The organism is Stutzerimonas kunmingensis, assembly GCF_002929225.1.
Classification (GTDB): Bacteria; Pseudomonadota; Gammaproteobacteria; order Pseudomonadales; family Pseudomonadaceae; genus Stutzerimonas.
The window spans coordinates 499,052-514,079 of the sequence record NZ_PISM01000022.1 but is presented as its reverse complement, the minus strand read 5'-3'; the positions used below and the strand labels follow the sequence as shown (position 1 = coordinate 514,079).

Sequence of the window (15,028 nt, the reverse complement as noted above, 5' to 3'; positions counted from 1 at the left end):
CCTGGCGGCAACGTTCATCCGCTGCGCGGGAGCGCATTACGCTGATGCCGCGCGGTTACTTTCTTCGCCGCAAGGAGAATCCGAATGCCAAGAGTTCTGGTGCGCAAGAGCCCTGCCGCATTCAAGACCCTGCCTCTCTACGTCGAGGCCAGCCAGGACAACCTGAGCTATCAGAGCCTGGGCCGGCCGTTGAACTTCAGCGAAGTGATCGAGCGCCGCCGCCCGGTGGAGGTGTCCGATCCGGGCCGTTTTGCCATCGAACTGGCCAATCTCGGCGTTTCGGTGCGTCTGACCATGAGCTGGCAGGGCCGCGAATACTGGGTGCTGGTCCGTCAGCAGCGGCCGGACCGTGGTGACGTTGTTCTCAAGCTGATTTCCGGCTACATCCCGGCACATGAGCTGAACCTGCCGCTGCTCACCGCCATCCAGGAAATCGCCGAAGAATGCCTGCTGGAAACCCCTGAAGGCTGGCTCGCCGGACGTTTCGGCGATACCTGGCTGCCCACCCCTTACCAGGCCAGCCTGCACTACCGCGAGGCGGTGCACTTCAAGCTCGCCTCGCAATCCGGCGCCACGCGCCCGGTGCAGTGCGGCAACATGGTGCTGATGGAGCGTCCACGCGCCTATGTACACCTGCCGACGGCATCGCTGCAGCTGGTCTATGACATGCGCATGGAGCTACCGAAAGAGGCGCGTCAGCTGAGCCTGTTCCATGTCGACGAGCGCCTGGAAGACGATCAACTGGTCGCGCGGCTGGAGCGCAGCCGGCCCGACATTTATCTGATACCGCTGCATCAGAGTCAGCCGCAGGATCATCTGCTGCAATTGCGCAATGGCCAGTTCAGCCCGGTGAACACCCGCGGCCTGTGGCTCTCGGAAAGCTTTGCGCCCCAGGAAGGCTGGGTGGTGCGCGACGAGCGCGTTCGCTGGCGGGATTGGTGGGCGGCACGGCCGGTGGCAGTCGCCCGCTAACACGAGGTGAATAGCCGCGCAAAGCGGCTATTCACCTACTGACGATACGTGAGGCGTATCCAAAAGACTCAGCGGCTGCGGATCTTCTCGACGATGGCGGTGGTCGAGCTGTTTTCCACCAGCCCCAGCACCTTCACCACGCCACCGTACGCCTTGACCAACTCGGCGCCGACCACCTGAGCGACGCCGTAGTCGCCGCCCTTGACCAGCACATCGGGACGAACCTGAGCCAGCAGGCTTTCCGGCGTATCCTCCGAGAAGCACACCACCCAGTCTACCGCCTCGAGTCCGGCCAGCACCGCCATGCGGCGATCCACCGAGTTGATCGGCCGCCCCGGCCCCTTCAGACGGCTGACCGAGCCGTCGTCGTTGACTGCCACGACCAGGCGATCACCCTGTGCGCGGGCCTGCTCCAGATAGGTCACATGGCCGGCATGCAGGATGTCGAAACAGCCATTGGTGAAGACGATCTTCTCGCCCTCTGCCCGCGCATCCTCGACCGCAGTGAGCAGTTGTTCGACGGTCATTACCCCGCGCTCGGAACCCTCTTCGCGCTGCACCGCACGGCGCAACTCGGGTGCGCTGATGCAGGCGGTACCCAGCTTGCCGACCACTATGCCGGCGGCCAGATTGGCCAGCGCCACGGCCTGCGGCAGTTCCTCACCGGCAGCGATGGCCGCTGCCAGAGTCGAAATGACGGTATCCCCGGCGCCGGTCACGTCGAAGACCTCACGGGCACGGGCCGGCAGGTGCAGCGGCGCCTGATCGGGACGCAGCAGGGTCATGCCGTGCTCGCCGCGGGTGACCAGCAGAGCCTCAAGGTCGAGAGTCGCCATCAGCTCGGCGCCTTTGTTCACCAGCTCGGCCTCATCGGCACAATGTCCGACGATCGCCTCGAACTCGCCCAGGTTCGGCGTGATCAACGATGCGCCGCGGTAGATCTCGAAGTCCTTGCCCTTGGGGTCGGCGAGAACCGGAATGCCGCGGCGGCGTGCAGCCTGGATCAGTGCCTGATGGTTCTTCAACGCGCCCTTGCCGTAATCCGACAGCACCAGCACCTTGACCCCAACCAGCAAGCCCTCCACGTCAGCCAGCAGTGCGGCAGGATCGGTATCGAACGGCTCTTCGAAATCCATGCGCAGCAGTTGCTGATGGCGACTCATCACTCGCAGCTTGACGATCGTCGGCTGGTCCTCGATGCATTGGAAATGCGCCTGCACGCCCGCCGCCGCGAGGCTGTCGACCAGGCTCTGGCGCGCTTCGTCTTCACCGGTCACCCCCACCAGCGCAGCAGGCGCACCCAGTGCCGCGATGTTCAGCGCCACGTTGGCCGCGCCACCGGGCCGATCCTCGATCTGCTCGACCTTGACCACTGGCACCGGCGCCTCAGGCGAGATCCTCGACGTACCGCCATGCCAGTAACGATCGAGCATGACGTCACCGACCACCAGAACGGCGGCTTGGTCGAAACGGGGCATGGACAGCTTCATGGGGGCTCCGGTGAGGAAGAGGAAACGGCGGCGATCATAACATGCAGGCCGTGGCAGCCTGCCCGCGACAGGTGCCCTGCTAAAGATGGCGAACCCAGAACAGTTCGTGCCTGCGCACCGCCTTGCGGAAGAATTCGTCATCTCGAGCGGAATCGCAGTTGACTCGGTGTAACAACAGCGCGCGAGCGAGCGCTACATCAGGATCCCTGCTCTTCGGGCACTTCGTCCTTGAACTGAGTGGTGTGGAGCCTGGCGTATGCGCCGTTCGCGGCCAGCAGCTCGGCGTGGGTACCGCGCTCGACGATGCTGCCCTGCTCCATCACCAGAATCTGGTCGGCCTTCTCGATGGTGCTCAAGCGGTGCGCGATGACAAGCGTGGTGCGGCCCTGCATGACATGATCCAGCGCGCCCTGGATGTGCCGCTCCGACTCGGTATCCAGCGCCGAAGTGGCTTCGTCCAGAATCAGCACCGGCGAGTTCTTCAACAATGCACGCGCGATCGCCAGGCGTTGACGCTGACCGCCGGACAGCAGCACGCCGTTTTCGCCGACCATGGTCTGATAACCCTCCGGCATCTGCTCGATGAACTCATCGGCGTACGCATCGCGGGCCGCGCGGCGTATGTCGTCCAGCGGTGCGCCAGCCAGATCGCCGTAAGCGATATTATTGGCCACCGTATCGTTGAACAGCGTCACTTGCTGAGTCACCAGCGCGATGTGACGACGCAGGTTGCGCAACGTGTAGGATTCGACATCCGCACCGTCGAGCAGTATCTGACCTACCTCATGGTGATAGAAGCGAGGGATCAGATTCGCCAGCGTGGATTTGCCGCTGCCGGATCGACCTACCAGCGCGACCATCTGCCCGGGCTCGATGGTGAAGCTGATGTCATGCAGCACGCGTTTGTCGGTACCTGGATAGACGAAATCGAGGTTATGCACTTCGAGATGGCCGCTGACGGCTTCGCGCTCAAGCGTGCCCCGATCGACTTCTGGCTCCTCGTCGAGCTGCTCGAAGATACTTTCCGCCCCGGCCACGCCCTTCTGGATGGTCGAGCTGACTTCCGAGAGCTGACGTATCGGCTTGGGCAGCAACCCCGCCAGCGTGATGTAGGCGACCAGATCGCCAGCAGACGCGTCACCTCGGAGCAACAACACAAGGAACATCAGCACTGCCATGGCGCTGTAAATGACCAGTTGCAGACTCGGTGTGTAAACGGCATTCGTCTTGACCATACGCAACTGCTTGGCGGTGTTCTCCGAGCTCGCAGCCAGGAAACGATCCCGCTCGTAAGGCTCGCCTCCGAAGCTACGGACCACGCGATAGCCCTGTATGGTTTCCGAGGCGACATGGGTCACGTCGCCCATCGCAAGCTGAATCTTCTTGCTCTGCTTGCGGAATTTCTTGCTGGCGCTCGACACCATGAAACCGATCACTGGCAGTATCGCCAGCATCACCAGAGTGAGCTTCCAGTTCATCCACAGCAGCGTGGCGAACAGGAAAATCACTGTCATGCCCTCGCGCACCACAACCTTGATCGCATCGGTCGCCGCGCCGGTGACCATGGTCACGTTGTATGTGATCCGCGAGATCAGATGCCCGGAGTTGTGGCTGTCAAAATAGCGATTGGGGAGTGTCAGCATGTTGTTGAACAGTGCCAGCCGCAGGTCATGCACCAGCCCTAGCGAAACCTTTGCAAGAAAAAAATTGCCGAGGAACGAACCGATGCCCTGCATAAGCGCGATGAAGATGATCAGCAGCGGGACGGCCTGCAGCAGCTTGAGCTCGGCGAGCCAGCTGTGCTCCTGCAAGTAGGGGACCTGGCCAAAGAAACTCGCCTCAGGGTTGTTCAACCCGTCGACGAAAAACTTGAGCATGTAGCCCAGCATCGGCTGGGTGGAGGCGAAAAGAAGGAAGCCGAGAATACTCAGAATGAAAAGACCGATGTAGGGCTTCACATAGCCGAGCAAGCGGAGGTAGACCTTCAGGCTGGAAGGCTGGCTAGCGCTGGGTTGATGGTCTGGCATGCGTCCCACGTATTAACGTTTGGAAAGGCGAGTGAGATTACCATACAGCTGCAGCTGCCTCTCCTCACGCTATTGCTTTACCATGCCGGCTTCGCAGCAATAGCCGAATGACCTTATCGTGACGAGACTATTTCCTTCTGCACGCGCTATAGACGAGTTTATCGCTCGCCGTTGGCTAATCGTTGGTTACGTTGCGCTCCTGACTGGTTTGTTCTGGCTGGGTAACACCAGCTCGTATACCAAGCTCTACTATGGATTAATGGCAGCACCCGCACTAATAGCGCTCATAGCCCGTCCACGCTACTGGCGGATTTTGCTTCGCGAGCCAGTCATATTGGCTTTTCTAGCTCTTGCAACCTGGCTGTTACTGAGCCTCTCTTGGACGAGCAGCGAAGACGATCCAAGCGGGCTCGCAAAACGCCCGATTTACGTATTCATGATGTTCGCTGCCTGCGCGATTATGGCGCTGAAGAATCAACGTAACCTTCTTAGAGCACTACGCTGTGCTGCCATGCTGGCCTCGATGGCAGCCTTGGTCGGCCTAGTCACGTTCCTGACCGAACCAGAGCAAGATCGCATGATCGGCACAGGCGCTTTGTCCAACCCTCTTCTTTCTTCGCATGTATTTGGTTTTTTCTGTACCTACTGGGTGGCGGTTTGGTTAACCGATCGTGACTGCCCTTCATGGTTTTCAATCATTTTCACGATACCGCTATTGGCGGCCGTGCTGGCAACTGGCTCTCGCACTCCTCTGATGGCGATGGCCTTGACGAGTTTCTGGATGATCGCGCTGACCGGGCGGCGCGCGTTTTATCTGGTGGCCGCAGTAATCACCGTTGTGATTGCATGTATTGTGCTGATGCCCGAGATACTGTTGCAGAGAGGGCTTTCCTTCCGCCCTCAATTATGGATCGATGCGATACGACAGGCCTCCGATCATCTTTGGATCGGCCATGGCTATGGTTCGGAGTTCGGCTTCGATATAGCCGAACTCGGGCTGACCCTTACGGACCCGCACAACGTTCAGCTAGCCGTGCTTCTAGAGTTGGGAATAGTAGGACTCGCTCTCTGGCTACTGATGTACCTGCTAGCACTCTTGCGCTGCTTTTCTCAACAGCGGCATGCCAGTCTTCAGCTTGCTTCAGCCTTGGCGGTTTATGGATTGGCTGCCGGCCTTACCGAAGGAAGCAACTTTCTTTCACGCCCTAATGAAAACTGGTTTCTTATCTGGATACCTCTCTCATTGATTGCTGGAATTTCCATAGGCTTGCGGCAAGAAGCTCCAAGGAGCAGAAACCTGACCAAAGACCAGCTCAATGAGCTATTAAAAACTGCCCGTATCATTGAAGAGGATGGTTACGGAGTAAAGGTGGCAGAGCTGGCGAACGGCAGTTACCTGAAGTTGTTTCGACGCAAGCGCATGATATCTACAGCGCTTTGGTCTCCAAAATCGCGGCGCTTCGCGGACAATGCAGAGCAGCTGCAATCGCTTGGCGTTGCGGCCCCCCTAATTGATTGCTTTGTCCGAGTACCGGCAGCTAAGTTGGACGGAATAATTTATCGACCACTTCCTGGTGATACGCTGCGCAATCGCTGGCGAAACTTGGAGAATGAAGAGCGCGAAGAGGGCATTCGACAATTCGGCGCTTTTCTCGGCCAACTCCATCAATCAGGCGTTTACTTTCGTTCGATTCACCTAGGTAATGTGCTGATGCAACCGAACGGCAGACTTGCCCTGATCGATCTAGCCGACATGACGATCGCTCAGCATGCACTGTCCTTTTGGAAGCGGCGTCGCAACCTCACGCACATGCTGCGTTATAGCGAAGACTGCCATTGGCTAACCGTGCAACACATTTCGGCCCTAATTTCAGGCTATGCCGAGCAATGCGGCCAACCAGCCGCCCGAAAATTGGAGCAGAGACTTCGCACCATAAAACATCATGCATCGTGAGCGCTCATGGCAGCGCGGAAGATCAGCGCCGAGCACCGCGTGGAACTGCTTGTCGAGCCTTTAAAACAGGGCTAGATTGGCTCCACCATATTCTGCCCTGATGATATGGCACAGTTTCCGCTTGCGCGGACCCAAACTCGACTCATTTTAAAAACAAACGCCCTAAGCCACGTAGCGTTTTCATATCCCAGTAGCGTGGCGGTAATTTCCGCAGTAGCGCCCACGCCAACACCTTATCGTCACTTGCACACTTGAGCAGCATAGAATTTAAGAATTTGGCACAAGCATTCGGGTAGTCAGGATGGTCTCGAAAGCAGGCATAGGTTGCCATCACCTGCTCCACCATGAAGCGTCGATTCTTGTATGTATTGGCGCCATGGACTCGGTATTTCGCCAAGACGTCGCTTAGTACATCGATAAAGAAGCCTGCACGGGTAATTTTCAACTCGACCTGCAAATCCTCCAGACGTATTTCCGGATCAAACCCCCCCACCATCTCCAGCGCTTCGCGCCGAAATAGCAATGTCGGAGCAGGCGGCCCGGCATCCGTAGCGTTGAACATTGCATTGAAATCTAGCCGACGAAACGCTCTGGCTCGGCAACGCTTTTGAATGATGTTGCCTTGTGCATCGATCGTTTGAATGTTGCCGGCGCATATGCCCACTTCTGGCTTGCCCTGAATATAAGCCACCTGTTTGGCGATACGATCCGGCAACATCACATCATCCGAGCCAAGTGGCGCGATCAGACTTCCCTGCGAACGAGCGATACAATCATTCAGCGTTTGGGCAAGCCCCTGATTTGGCTGAGTACGAAAATCGAATTCGTATTTCTCCTGTAAGCGTTGGATACGCGCGGCGCTGTCATCCTTCGAGCCATCATCCACGACCAACAATTCAACATTCGAATAGGTCTGCTGTAGAACGCTCAGAATACTCTCTTCGATGTAAGGCCCGTGATTGTACGAAGCGATAATCACCGTTACGAGCGGGAGATCTGGATCACTCATGATTCCGCTTTCCATTACCCAGCATCTCTTCGAGCAGATCTCGGTACTGCTTACGGAAATCCTCAATAGCATGGGCGCGACAAAGGTACTCGTATGCTCTTTGCCCCTCTTTTGTGCGCTCCTGGGGTGTAAGCAAAACAACTTCCCGCAGCCGCTCCGCCAATATTGCTGACTGGCCCACGGGATAAATACGACCACCGCTGTCCTCCAGAATTGGCCGCATGCTATCGATATCCGAGCCGACAACCGGCAAGCGGGCACTCATCCCCTCGAGTAGCGCCAGAGGCAAGCCTTCACTGATAGAAGACATAACGAAAACATCATAGGCTCTGACATATTGCAGGGCATCGTCCTTTGCACCTAATAAATGTACTCGGCCATCCAAATTACGGGCCTGGATTACCGCTTCCATTTCTTCGCGTAAGCGTCCCTCGCCAATAATGGCCAGTAGCGTTTGAGGACAATCGTCCTTTATCTCGCTGAACGCCTGCAGCAACTGAATATGCCCTTTAACCGGGACCAATCGGCCGATAGTGCCGATCACAAATGCATCCTCTGGCAAACCCAGCAGCTTACGCGCCTGCAGTTTGGTATGCTGCAAGCGTTCGGCACGAGAAATATCGATAGCGTTGTTGATCTGGCGAACGTTATACGGCTTGAAACCCGCACCACTGTTGATCAAGTCATCGCAAACAGCGCGGGAAACCCCCACCATTCGCCAAGCTTTACTAATCAAGGCGCGACTTTCCCAGCGTCGATAAGGGCGCTCATACTCGCCAAGCCCATGCAAGACACCGACACAGGCAGGTATGCGCAAAAAGATATTCAGCAGCATCATCATATTGATCGGCTTGAAACGATGAGCAATGACCACATCGTAGCCTTGAGCACGACAATGCTTGTAAAGCAGCCAAAGCGCTTTGAGACGCAGCCCCTTGGTCGAAGCGCTGTTCAAGTCGAAATACACCGAGCGTGCCGCCCGGCTTTCAGGCTCGCCAGACCTAGGTCGGCCACGCAGAAATAAGGTGGTTACCTCGTAGGTCTGCGTAGGCAACCCTTGAATTACTTGTTCGGCAAGATCCGAGGCATTGACGTTATAACGATTTTGCAGCTGTAAAACTTTGATCTTGCGAGTCATCACTAACTGCCCAGCCACAATCGCAGCGCCTTGCGCGTATAGGAAATATTCAACAGTACACGGCGGTCATACCGTAACGCCGTACGAAAGTACTCCTTGGCGGCGGCAGCATCACCGGCCAAATAAGCGCTGCGAAACAATGATAGGCATCGCTGCACAGTAAATTCCCTTTTCAATATTTGAAATTCTTCGTCCAGCCGTTGCGGTGAAAAGACTTCATCAACCAACGCCAAGCCTCCGGCTTTGGCATGACTGAACTGATGTCGAAGGCTGTCGTCATGTTTGTGAATCACAGCCAAGGGCTGCGCCAGCACTGTGCACGGATAATTGGCCAGCACCTGACTGAATACCGGGATATCTTCTGCACTACGGAATTGCTCGGGATAGCCACCGCGCGAAAACACCTCGCAATGCATGGCGCAGGCTCCGTTGGACAACGCGAACCGCTTGTCCAGCAGGTAACCACGCAGCCTGTCCAGGCGTGATTCCGGCAGAGTGGGAGGGATATAGGAGCGACGCTTGCCGTTGCTCAAGATCGCATCGTGACCACCGATGACCATACGCGTCTCGGGGTGCCGCTCGATGTGCTGCACCAGCGCTTCCAGCGCCCCGGGAGCCATCTCGTCATCGGCGTCGAGAAAAACCAGATACGATCCCCTGGCTTCACGGCTGCCTCTATTGCGCACAGACGCCAAGCCGCCGTTTTCCTTGCGCAACGCACGGAACCGACCGGGCCAGCTGGCTAGAAGCGCTTCGATTACCTGCGGCGTGTCATCGGTCGAACCATCATCGATCACGACCAGCTCAGCAACAGTGTCATCTAGCTGCACCAGCACCGACTCCGCCGCACGCGGCAGAGTCAACGCATAGTTATAGGCTGGAATGACGACGCTAATAAGCGGCTCAGCTGGGCTCATACCGGCTCATCCCATCCTTCACCACCAACACATCTTCCATGATCAGATACTGCAGGTCCGAGCCGTAGAACATGTTCAGCGCATCGGTCGGCGAACAGATCATGGGTTCGCCGCGGCGGTTGAGGGAAGTGTTAAGCGAGACGCCATTACCGGTCAGCTTTTCCAGCTCCAGCATCAGGTCGTACCAGCGCGGATTGTATTCGCGCTTGAGCACCTGGGCGCGGGAGGTGCCGTCTTCGTGGACGACTTCGCCGACACGCTCCTTCCAGCCTTCATTGACCTCGAAGGTGAAAGTCATGAAGGGGCTGGGATGGTCGACCTTGAGCATCTGCGGCGCGACGGTATCGAGCATCGAAGGGCAGAAGGGTCTCCAGCGCTCGCGGAACTTGATCTGCTCGTTGATGCGGTCGGCCACGCCCGGCACGCTGGGGCAGCCGATGATGGAGCGGCCGCCGAGGGCGCGCGGACCGAACTCCATACGCCCTTGGAACCAGGCGACCGGGTTGCCATCGACCATGATTTTCGCGATGCGCTCGGGGACGCCGTCGATCTTCTGCCACACCGGCTTGTTGGGGTGGCGGGCGCAGGCAGCAATGACGTCCTCGTTGCTGTAGGAGGGACCGAGGTAGACGTGTTCCATCTTTTCCACCGGCACACCGCGCTGGTGGGAGACGTAGGCGGCGGCACCCACCGCGGTACCGGCGTCGCCGGAAGCAGGCTGAACGAACAGCTCCTTCACCTCGGGCCGGGCGATGATTTTCTGGTTAAGCTTGACGTTCAGCGCGCAGCCGCCGGCGAAAGCGATCTTGCCGGTCTGCTTGATGATATCGCCCAGATAGTAGTCCATCATCTCCAGCGCCAGCTTCTCGAACAGCGCCTGCATGGCGGCGGCGTAATGGATGTACGGGTCATCGGCGATATCGCCTTCGCGCTTGGGCCCGAGCCAGTCGATCAGCTTGGGCGAGAAGTAATAACCCTTGCTGCTTTCCTTGTAGCGACGGAAACCGATGACGTTGGCGTAGTCGGTGTTGATGGTCAGCTCGCCGTTCTCGAATTTGGCCAGACGGGAGAAATCGTATTTGGCCGCGTCGCCATAGGGTGCCATGCCCATGACCTTGAACTCGCCATCGAGCATCTCGAAGCCGAGGTATTCGGTGATCGCGCCATACAACCCGCCCAAGGAATCCGGGTCGTAGAATTCCTTGATCTTGTGGATCTTGCCGTTCTCGCCCCAGCCGAAGAAGGTGGTGGCGTACTCGCCCTTGCCATCGATGCCGAGAATCGCGGTTTTCTCGGTGAAGCCAGAGCAGTGATAGGCGCTGGAGGCATGGGCCAGGTGATGCTCGACCGGCTGGATCTTGACCTTTTTCATGTCGAAGCCCAGTTGCTGGAGACACCATTCGATGCGTTTCTTGTAGCGGTAGTAGCGGCGGTTGCCCATGAGAATGGCATCCAGCGCGCGATCCGGTGCGTACCAGTAACGCTTTGCATAGTGCCAGCGCGCCTTTTCGAAGATGCTGATGGGTGCGAACGGGATTGCCACCACATCGACGTCGCACGGCTTGATGCCGGCCTGCTCAAGGCAGAATTTGGCGGATTCGTACGGCATGCGGTTCTTGGCATGCTTGTCACGCACGAAGCGCTCTTCTTCGACGGCGGCGATCAGCTTGCCGTCGATATACAGGGCGGCGGAAGGATCATGACTGAGGGCGCCGGAAAGGCCGAGAATCGTCAATGCCACGGGTATTGCCTCTTAATCTTCGATGCTGGTGCCGGGCACCGCGGGTAAACGTTGGTCAAGCAGTCGATGCAGGGCGCAGTCGGCCGGCCAGTTGCGCAGAAAACGTGCGCGATCCTTGGCATAGGCCCGGGCGAAGCTGGCATCGCTGCCATGCTGCTGCACGGCATCAAGATCGATGAGTGCCCAGCGACCCTGTTCCCAGAACAGGTTGTGCCCCTTGAGATCGCCATGACTGACGCGCTCGCGAATCAAGGCCGCGAACAAGCGGTCCAGCGCGGATAGCTCCCGCTCAGGCGGGCAACTATCCACGTACGGCCGAAAACGCGCGATTATATCTTCACCGGAGAGCAAATCGGTAATTAGCCATGCGGGGCCACGTAGCCACAGCCAGCGGCTCTCGATTACAGCCAGCAAGCGCGGCGTGGCGATCCCCAGAAACTCGAGACGATTGCCTTCGATCCAGCTACGCCACGCCCGGCTTGGGCGCCAGAAGCGCTTGAGCCAATGCAGCGGATCTTTGATGTTGTAGCGCTTGATCAGCAGTGATCGGCCGTTCGACTCAATACTGGCAACCGTCGCACTACCACCGTCTTTCAAAAGCTCGCCTCGTGCAATGGATGCATTGGGATCAGCGAGAACAGCCTGCAGCGCAGCTTCCTCGTCACGCCGCACCACCTGCGCGCCAAACGCGCCGCTACGCGCGCTGAACAGGCTACAGTCGCGCGCTACCTTCTTCAGATAATCGTTCAAGCGCCATGCGCGAGTCTTGTAAATGTCTTTGAGCAACGCTTCCAGCGGCAACGCATGCTCGCTGTTGGCGAGCAGGTAATGAACCAGCAGCTCTTCGATGAACGGGTCGATCTCCGCGGGTAGCTGCGCGAAGAACGTGCCAAGATTTTCCAGCACCCGCTCGCGGGACAAGGGAGCTCCGGGCGCTTCTGCTTTCACGCCACCCCCATCGACCACGAAAAGCTGGTCGCCGGCCCGCAGTAAGTTATCAAGATGAAGATCGGCCTGCCAGATGCCTCGCGCATGCATCCGGGCGATCAATTCAAGCGCTTCGCCAAGAACACCCCTCTGCCCGTCAGACAGCATCACGTCAGTTTCTACAGCGCGCCAGGCATCCCAAAGGCTTTTGGCATGGTCGAGCCAATCAAAAATCAGCCAGCCGCCTTCGCCGTCCTGCCAGCCCTCAGCTAGCAAAGCGGGCGTAAGCAGCTGCTGCTCCGCCAGTAGCAGCGCGCCCCTTCGCTCAAGCTGATAATGACGCTGCGCCTTTGAACCCACCACCAATTTGGCCAGTACGGTGCGACCGTTCCACTCGGCACAACCGACATATCGATGACCAGGCAGAATTCGTAGCCAGCGAACAATATTCAGCACACCATTGGTTGGTAATGCAATCTGTAGCGGGATGCCTGGCTGGCGACCCACACCTGCCAACTCGGATAGATTCATCCGCGTGCCTCTTTCTCTCTGTTCCGACGACCGAGGCGCTGCACCCATGCATCGAGCAGACGGGAATCATCCAGATATGTCGACAGCAGGGAGCGTACGCCGTCGTCACCGATACAGGCGGCACGGCGCACGAGCGGCTCCAAATCCCTGATGCGGTCGCGTTGACCGAGCAGCAGCGGGCGCGTTTTTTCCAGATCGATAAGACAAGCCTGCCACTGACCAGAAAGCTCCCGCAGGAAAATATGCTTGGGATAAAAGCAGCCATGCAGTTGTCCGGCCCGGTGAAGGATGCGAGCCAACTCTCCGGTTGCTTGAAGGATCGATTGGCGTTGCGATTCGGCCAGCTGAGGCCATTGAGCTAACAAGCCATCCAAATCCGTCCAGCCGTCCAACGCTCGCGTCAAAAGGACTGCTCGCCGCTCTCCGTTCACTCTGCGCTGGCCGAAAAAGCTCGCCTGCAATGCCGGAATACCGAGCCGGGCATAGCGGCGGATACTGCGGAATTCTCGGGCAAAAGTGGGCTCGCCAAACGGGTGCGTCAGGCTGCGCGTCAGGTGATTGCTCTGCCGCTTGAGGTAGAAGGCCGCGCCATCGAGTTCAAGTCGAACAACGCTGCTCCACCCTCCGCGCTCAATATTTGGCTCATCCACAGCTTCGAGCTGTACTGCCCAGAGCGCGTCGAAGCTATTTAGACCACTGCGCTCGAGCAAAGGACGGTCGGACTCTTCTATAAAATCAGTCATTCTCGTCCCTGGAAGTAGTTCAATATCTGCCGAATGCGTGGCTTGTCCTGAGGCGCCAGCCGTGAGCGCTGGCAATACTGCAAATAGAACCTCAGGCGCCGGGTGCGAGTAAGCTGGTACTTGGCCACCTTGTCCAAGCACGCTAAATCCTTGACGATCCGCCGCTGCAGGAACGGCCCGCGCCAGAATGCACCGGTTGGACAATCAATCAGATACAAGCGGCGCTGGGAATCGACCAGCAAGTTGCGCCATTTGAGATCGTTGTGGGCGAAGCCTCGGTCATGCATTGCGCGAGTCGAGCGCGCCAGTTGCAGGCTGACCTCATGCACCCAGCGCCGATCACGAAGGCGAGGATCATGGCTCGCCGCCAGCAAGGCCAGGTCTTCGGTCTGCTCCAATTCGCGGGTAATCAACGCACCTCGCAGGAAAGCGCCGCCTCGACGCTCCATGCCGTATGCCACGATTGGCGCCGTTGGGATACCCCAACGGCGGAAAATCATCAGATTCTGCCACTCGGCCTTGACCCGCGGACGCCCGACGAATCGCCTCAAGCCCTTGCCTGCCCCCCAGTAGCGTTTGACGTAATAGCGCACGCCATAGAGTTCGACACGAATCACTTCCGACAACGGGTCTGTCGTCAACCGCTCACCCTCTAGAGCAAACACGCTCGTCAGGCTGCCGAAAGCTTCCCGAAGATCGGCGTAGGCCGGATCCAGCGTCCAGCCAGCCATCAAAGCGCCCCCCCGTAGCGCTGCTTGCGGTCCAGCAATTTTTCCGCCCTGCGCTGCAGCCAGGCCAGCTGCGAAGACTCGTCACGCAGAATCTCCCGCAGCGGACGCTGAAAGTAATCGCGCAGGAAGCGCAGCTTGTCACCACGGGTCAAGCCGATCTCGAGCGCCGAGAAGTACAACCCGGCCAGGTCCTTGTCGCGCCAGCGCCGAGGCGTCCGGGAGCGGACCTGCGCGCGGTGCAGGTCGATCAGCGACAGGCGGAAATCACTTGCTGTCACCGGTTTGTCGGTATGCAGCAGAAAGTGGCAGATGTAGAAATCGCGATGATTGACGCCGGCGCGATGCATGGTGCCAGCCATGCGGGCGACTTCGGCGATAAGGGCGCGCTTGAGCGACGGTGCGGGTGGCTGTTCCAGCCAGTTGGCCGTGAAGTCCTCGAGGCTGACGGTCGGGGCCAGTTCTTCGGTGATGATGAACGAATGCTGGCTGGCCGGATTGGCTCCGCGCTCGCCGTAAGCCACCGCGGTCATGGTCGGCACACCCACTTCGTGCAACCGCTGGATCGCTCGCCATTCCTGGCCCGCACCGAGAACGGGCGCCTTTGCCGTAAGCAGGTTCTTGGCGATTTCCGCCCAACCGATGCCACGGTGGATCTTGACGAAGTAACCCTGCCCGTCGACTTCGGTACGCAGCGTGCGTCGCCCCTCCAGCTCGCGGTACACCTGCCCGTCGAGACGCTCGACTTCGACGAACGGGTCCGCGCCGTGCCAGAGGCTTTTGAACGGCTCCAATAGCATCAGGCGCATGGAGCCTCCGCCAATCGGCAGGGCGCTGACCGAGCTGTAGCG

Annotated in this window: 12 protein-coding genes; 2 read left to right on the top strand and 10 right to left on the bottom strand. The window is 58.6% G+C overall.

Going from position 1 to position 15,028, the window contains the following annotated elements; all coding sequences use genetic code 11:
- Positions 1-84 precede the first annotated feature (84 nt).
- Positions 85-972 carry a metal ABC transporter ATPase gene (locus CW305_RS21555; protein WP_104098932.1) on the top strand — a complete coding sequence of 296 codons (888 nt, stop codon included), beginning with the start codon at positions 85-87 and terminating at the stop codon, positions 970-972.
- Between the two features lie 68 nt (positions 973-1,040).
- On the opposite strand, the gene hldE is transcribed toward CW305_RS21555, so the two are convergent.
- Both hldE and msbA read right to left on the bottom strand, forming a co-directional pair.
- Complete coding sequence (hldE, locus tag CW305_RS21550) at positions 1,041-2,462, bottom strand: bifunctional D-glycero-beta-D-manno-heptose-7-phosphate kinase/D-glycero-beta-D-manno-heptose 1-phosphate adenylyltransferase HldE (protein ID WP_104098931.1); 1,422 nt, start codon at positions 2,460-2,462, stop codon at positions 1,041-1,043.
- 197 nt (positions 2,463-2,659) lie between these two features.
- Entirely contained in the window at positions 2,660-4,489 is a 1,830-nt protein-coding gene (gene msbA / locus CW305_RS21545) for a lipid A export permease/ATP-binding protein MsbA (RefSeq protein ID WP_104098930.1), read from the bottom strand.
- A 118-nt stretch (positions 4,490-4,607) separates the two neighbouring features.
- On the opposite strand from msbA, the gene CW305_RS21540 reads away from it, so the two are divergent.
- Positions 4,608-6,443, top strand: a complete 1,836-nt coding sequence (locus tag CW305_RS21540) for an O-antigen ligase family protein (RefSeq protein WP_104098929.1) — start codon at positions 4,608-4,610, stop codon at positions 6,441-6,443.
- Positions 6,444-6,585: 142 nt separating this feature from the next.
- On the opposite strand, the gene CW305_RS21535 is transcribed toward CW305_RS21540, so the two are convergent.
- The 8 genes from CW305_RS21535 to rfaP are packed head-to-tail and all read right to left on the bottom strand — an operon-like array spanning position 6,586 to position 14,986.
- Positions 6,586-7,452 carry a glycosyltransferase gene (locus tag CW305_RS21535; protein WP_104098928.1) on the bottom strand — a complete coding sequence of 289 codons (867 nt, stop codon included), beginning with the start codon at positions 7,450-7,452 and terminating at the stop codon, positions 6,586-6,588.
- Positions 7,445-8,590: a glycosyltransferase gene (locus CW305_RS21530; protein WP_104099124.1), complete on the bottom strand. Its 1,146-nt coding sequence runs from the start codon at positions 8,588-8,590 to the stop codon at positions 7,445-7,447. The genes CW305_RS21535 and CW305_RS21530 overlap by 8 nt, the downstream gene beginning before the upstream one ends.
- Before the next feature lie 2 nt (positions 8,591-8,592).
- Positions 8,593-9,507 carry a glycosyltransferase family 2 protein gene (locus CW305_RS21525; RefSeq protein ID WP_104098927.1) on the bottom strand — a complete coding sequence of 305 codons (915 nt, stop codon included), beginning with the start codon at positions 9,505-9,507 and terminating at the stop codon, positions 8,593-8,595.
- Positions 9,494-11,248: a carbamoyltransferase family protein gene (locus CW305_RS21520; RefSeq protein ID WP_104098926.1), complete on the bottom strand. Its 1,755-nt coding sequence runs from the start codon at positions 11,246-11,248 to the stop codon at positions 9,494-9,496. Before CW305_RS21520 ends, CW305_RS21525 begins: the two co-directional genes overlap by 14 nt.
- Positions 11,249-11,260: 12 nt before the next feature.
- The gene (locus tag CW305_RS21515) at positions 11,261-12,706 is read right to left on the bottom strand and encodes a lipopolysaccharide kinase InaA family protein (protein ID WP_104098925.1); all 1,446 of its coding nucleotides are present in this window, start codon (positions 12,704-12,706) and stop codon (positions 11,261-11,263) included.
- Positions 12,703-13,449 carry a lipopolysaccharide kinase InaA family protein gene (locus CW305_RS21510; RefSeq protein ID WP_104098924.1) on the bottom strand — a complete coding sequence of 249 codons (747 nt, stop codon included), beginning with the start codon at positions 13,447-13,449 and terminating at the stop codon, positions 12,703-12,705. Before CW305_RS21510 ends, CW305_RS21515 begins: the two co-directional genes overlap by 4 nt.
- Complete coding sequence (locus CW305_RS21505; protein ID WP_104098923.1) at positions 13,446-14,180, bottom strand: lipopolysaccharide kinase InaA family protein; 735 nt, start codon at positions 14,178-14,180, stop codon at positions 13,446-13,448. The genes CW305_RS21510 and CW305_RS21505 overlap by 4 nt, the downstream gene beginning before the upstream one ends.
- Positions 14,180-14,986: a lipopolysaccharide core heptose(I) kinase RfaP gene (gene rfaP, locus CW305_RS21500; RefSeq protein WP_104098922.1), complete on the bottom strand. Its 807-nt coding sequence runs from the start codon at positions 14,984-14,986 to the stop codon at positions 14,180-14,182. Before rfaP ends, CW305_RS21505 begins: the two co-directional genes overlap by 1 nt.
- Positions 14,987-15,028 lie beyond the last annotated feature (42 nt).

Excerpts from the sequence above, each read along its gene's own strand:
- CW305_RS21555 (WP_104098932.1), top strand. The coding sequence starts at position 85 with ATGCCAAGAGTTCTGGTGCGCAAGAGCCCTGCCGCATTCAAGACCCTG.
- hldE (WP_104098931.1), bottom strand. The coding sequence starts at position 2,462 with ATGAAGCTGTCCATGCCCCGTTTCGACCAAGCCGCCGTTCTGGTGGTC.
- msbA (WP_104098930.1), bottom strand. The coding sequence starts at position 4,489 with ATGCCAGACCATCAACCCAGCGCTAGCCAGCCTTCCAGCCTGAAGGTC.
- CW305_RS21535 (WP_104098928.1), bottom strand. The coding sequence starts at position 7,452 with ATGAGTGATCCAGATCTCCCGCTCGTAACGGTGATTATCGCTTCGTAC.
- CW305_RS21530 (WP_104099124.1), bottom strand. The coding sequence starts at position 8,590 with ATGACTCGCAAGATCAAAGTTTTACAGCTGCAAAATCGTTATAACGTC.
- CW305_RS21525 (WP_104098927.1), bottom strand. The coding sequence starts at position 9,507 with ATGAGCCCAGCTGAGCCGCTTATTAGCGTCGTCATTCCAGCCTATAAC.
- CW305_RS21515 (WP_104098925.1), bottom strand. The coding sequence starts at position 12,706 with ATGAATCTATCCGAGTTGGCAGGTGTGGGTCGCCAGCCAGGCATCCCG.
- CW305_RS21510 (WP_104098924.1), bottom strand. The coding sequence starts at position 13,449 with ATGACTGATTTTATAGAAGAGTCCGACCGTCCTTTGCTCGAGCGCAGT.
- CW305_RS21505 (WP_104098923.1), bottom strand. The coding sequence starts at position 14,180 with ATGGCTGGCTGGACGCTGGATCCGGCCTACGCCGATCTTCGGGAAGCT.
- rfaP (WP_104098922.1), bottom strand. The coding sequence starts at position 14,986 with ATGCGCCTGATGCTATTGGAGCCGTTCAAAAGCCTCTGGCACGGCGCG.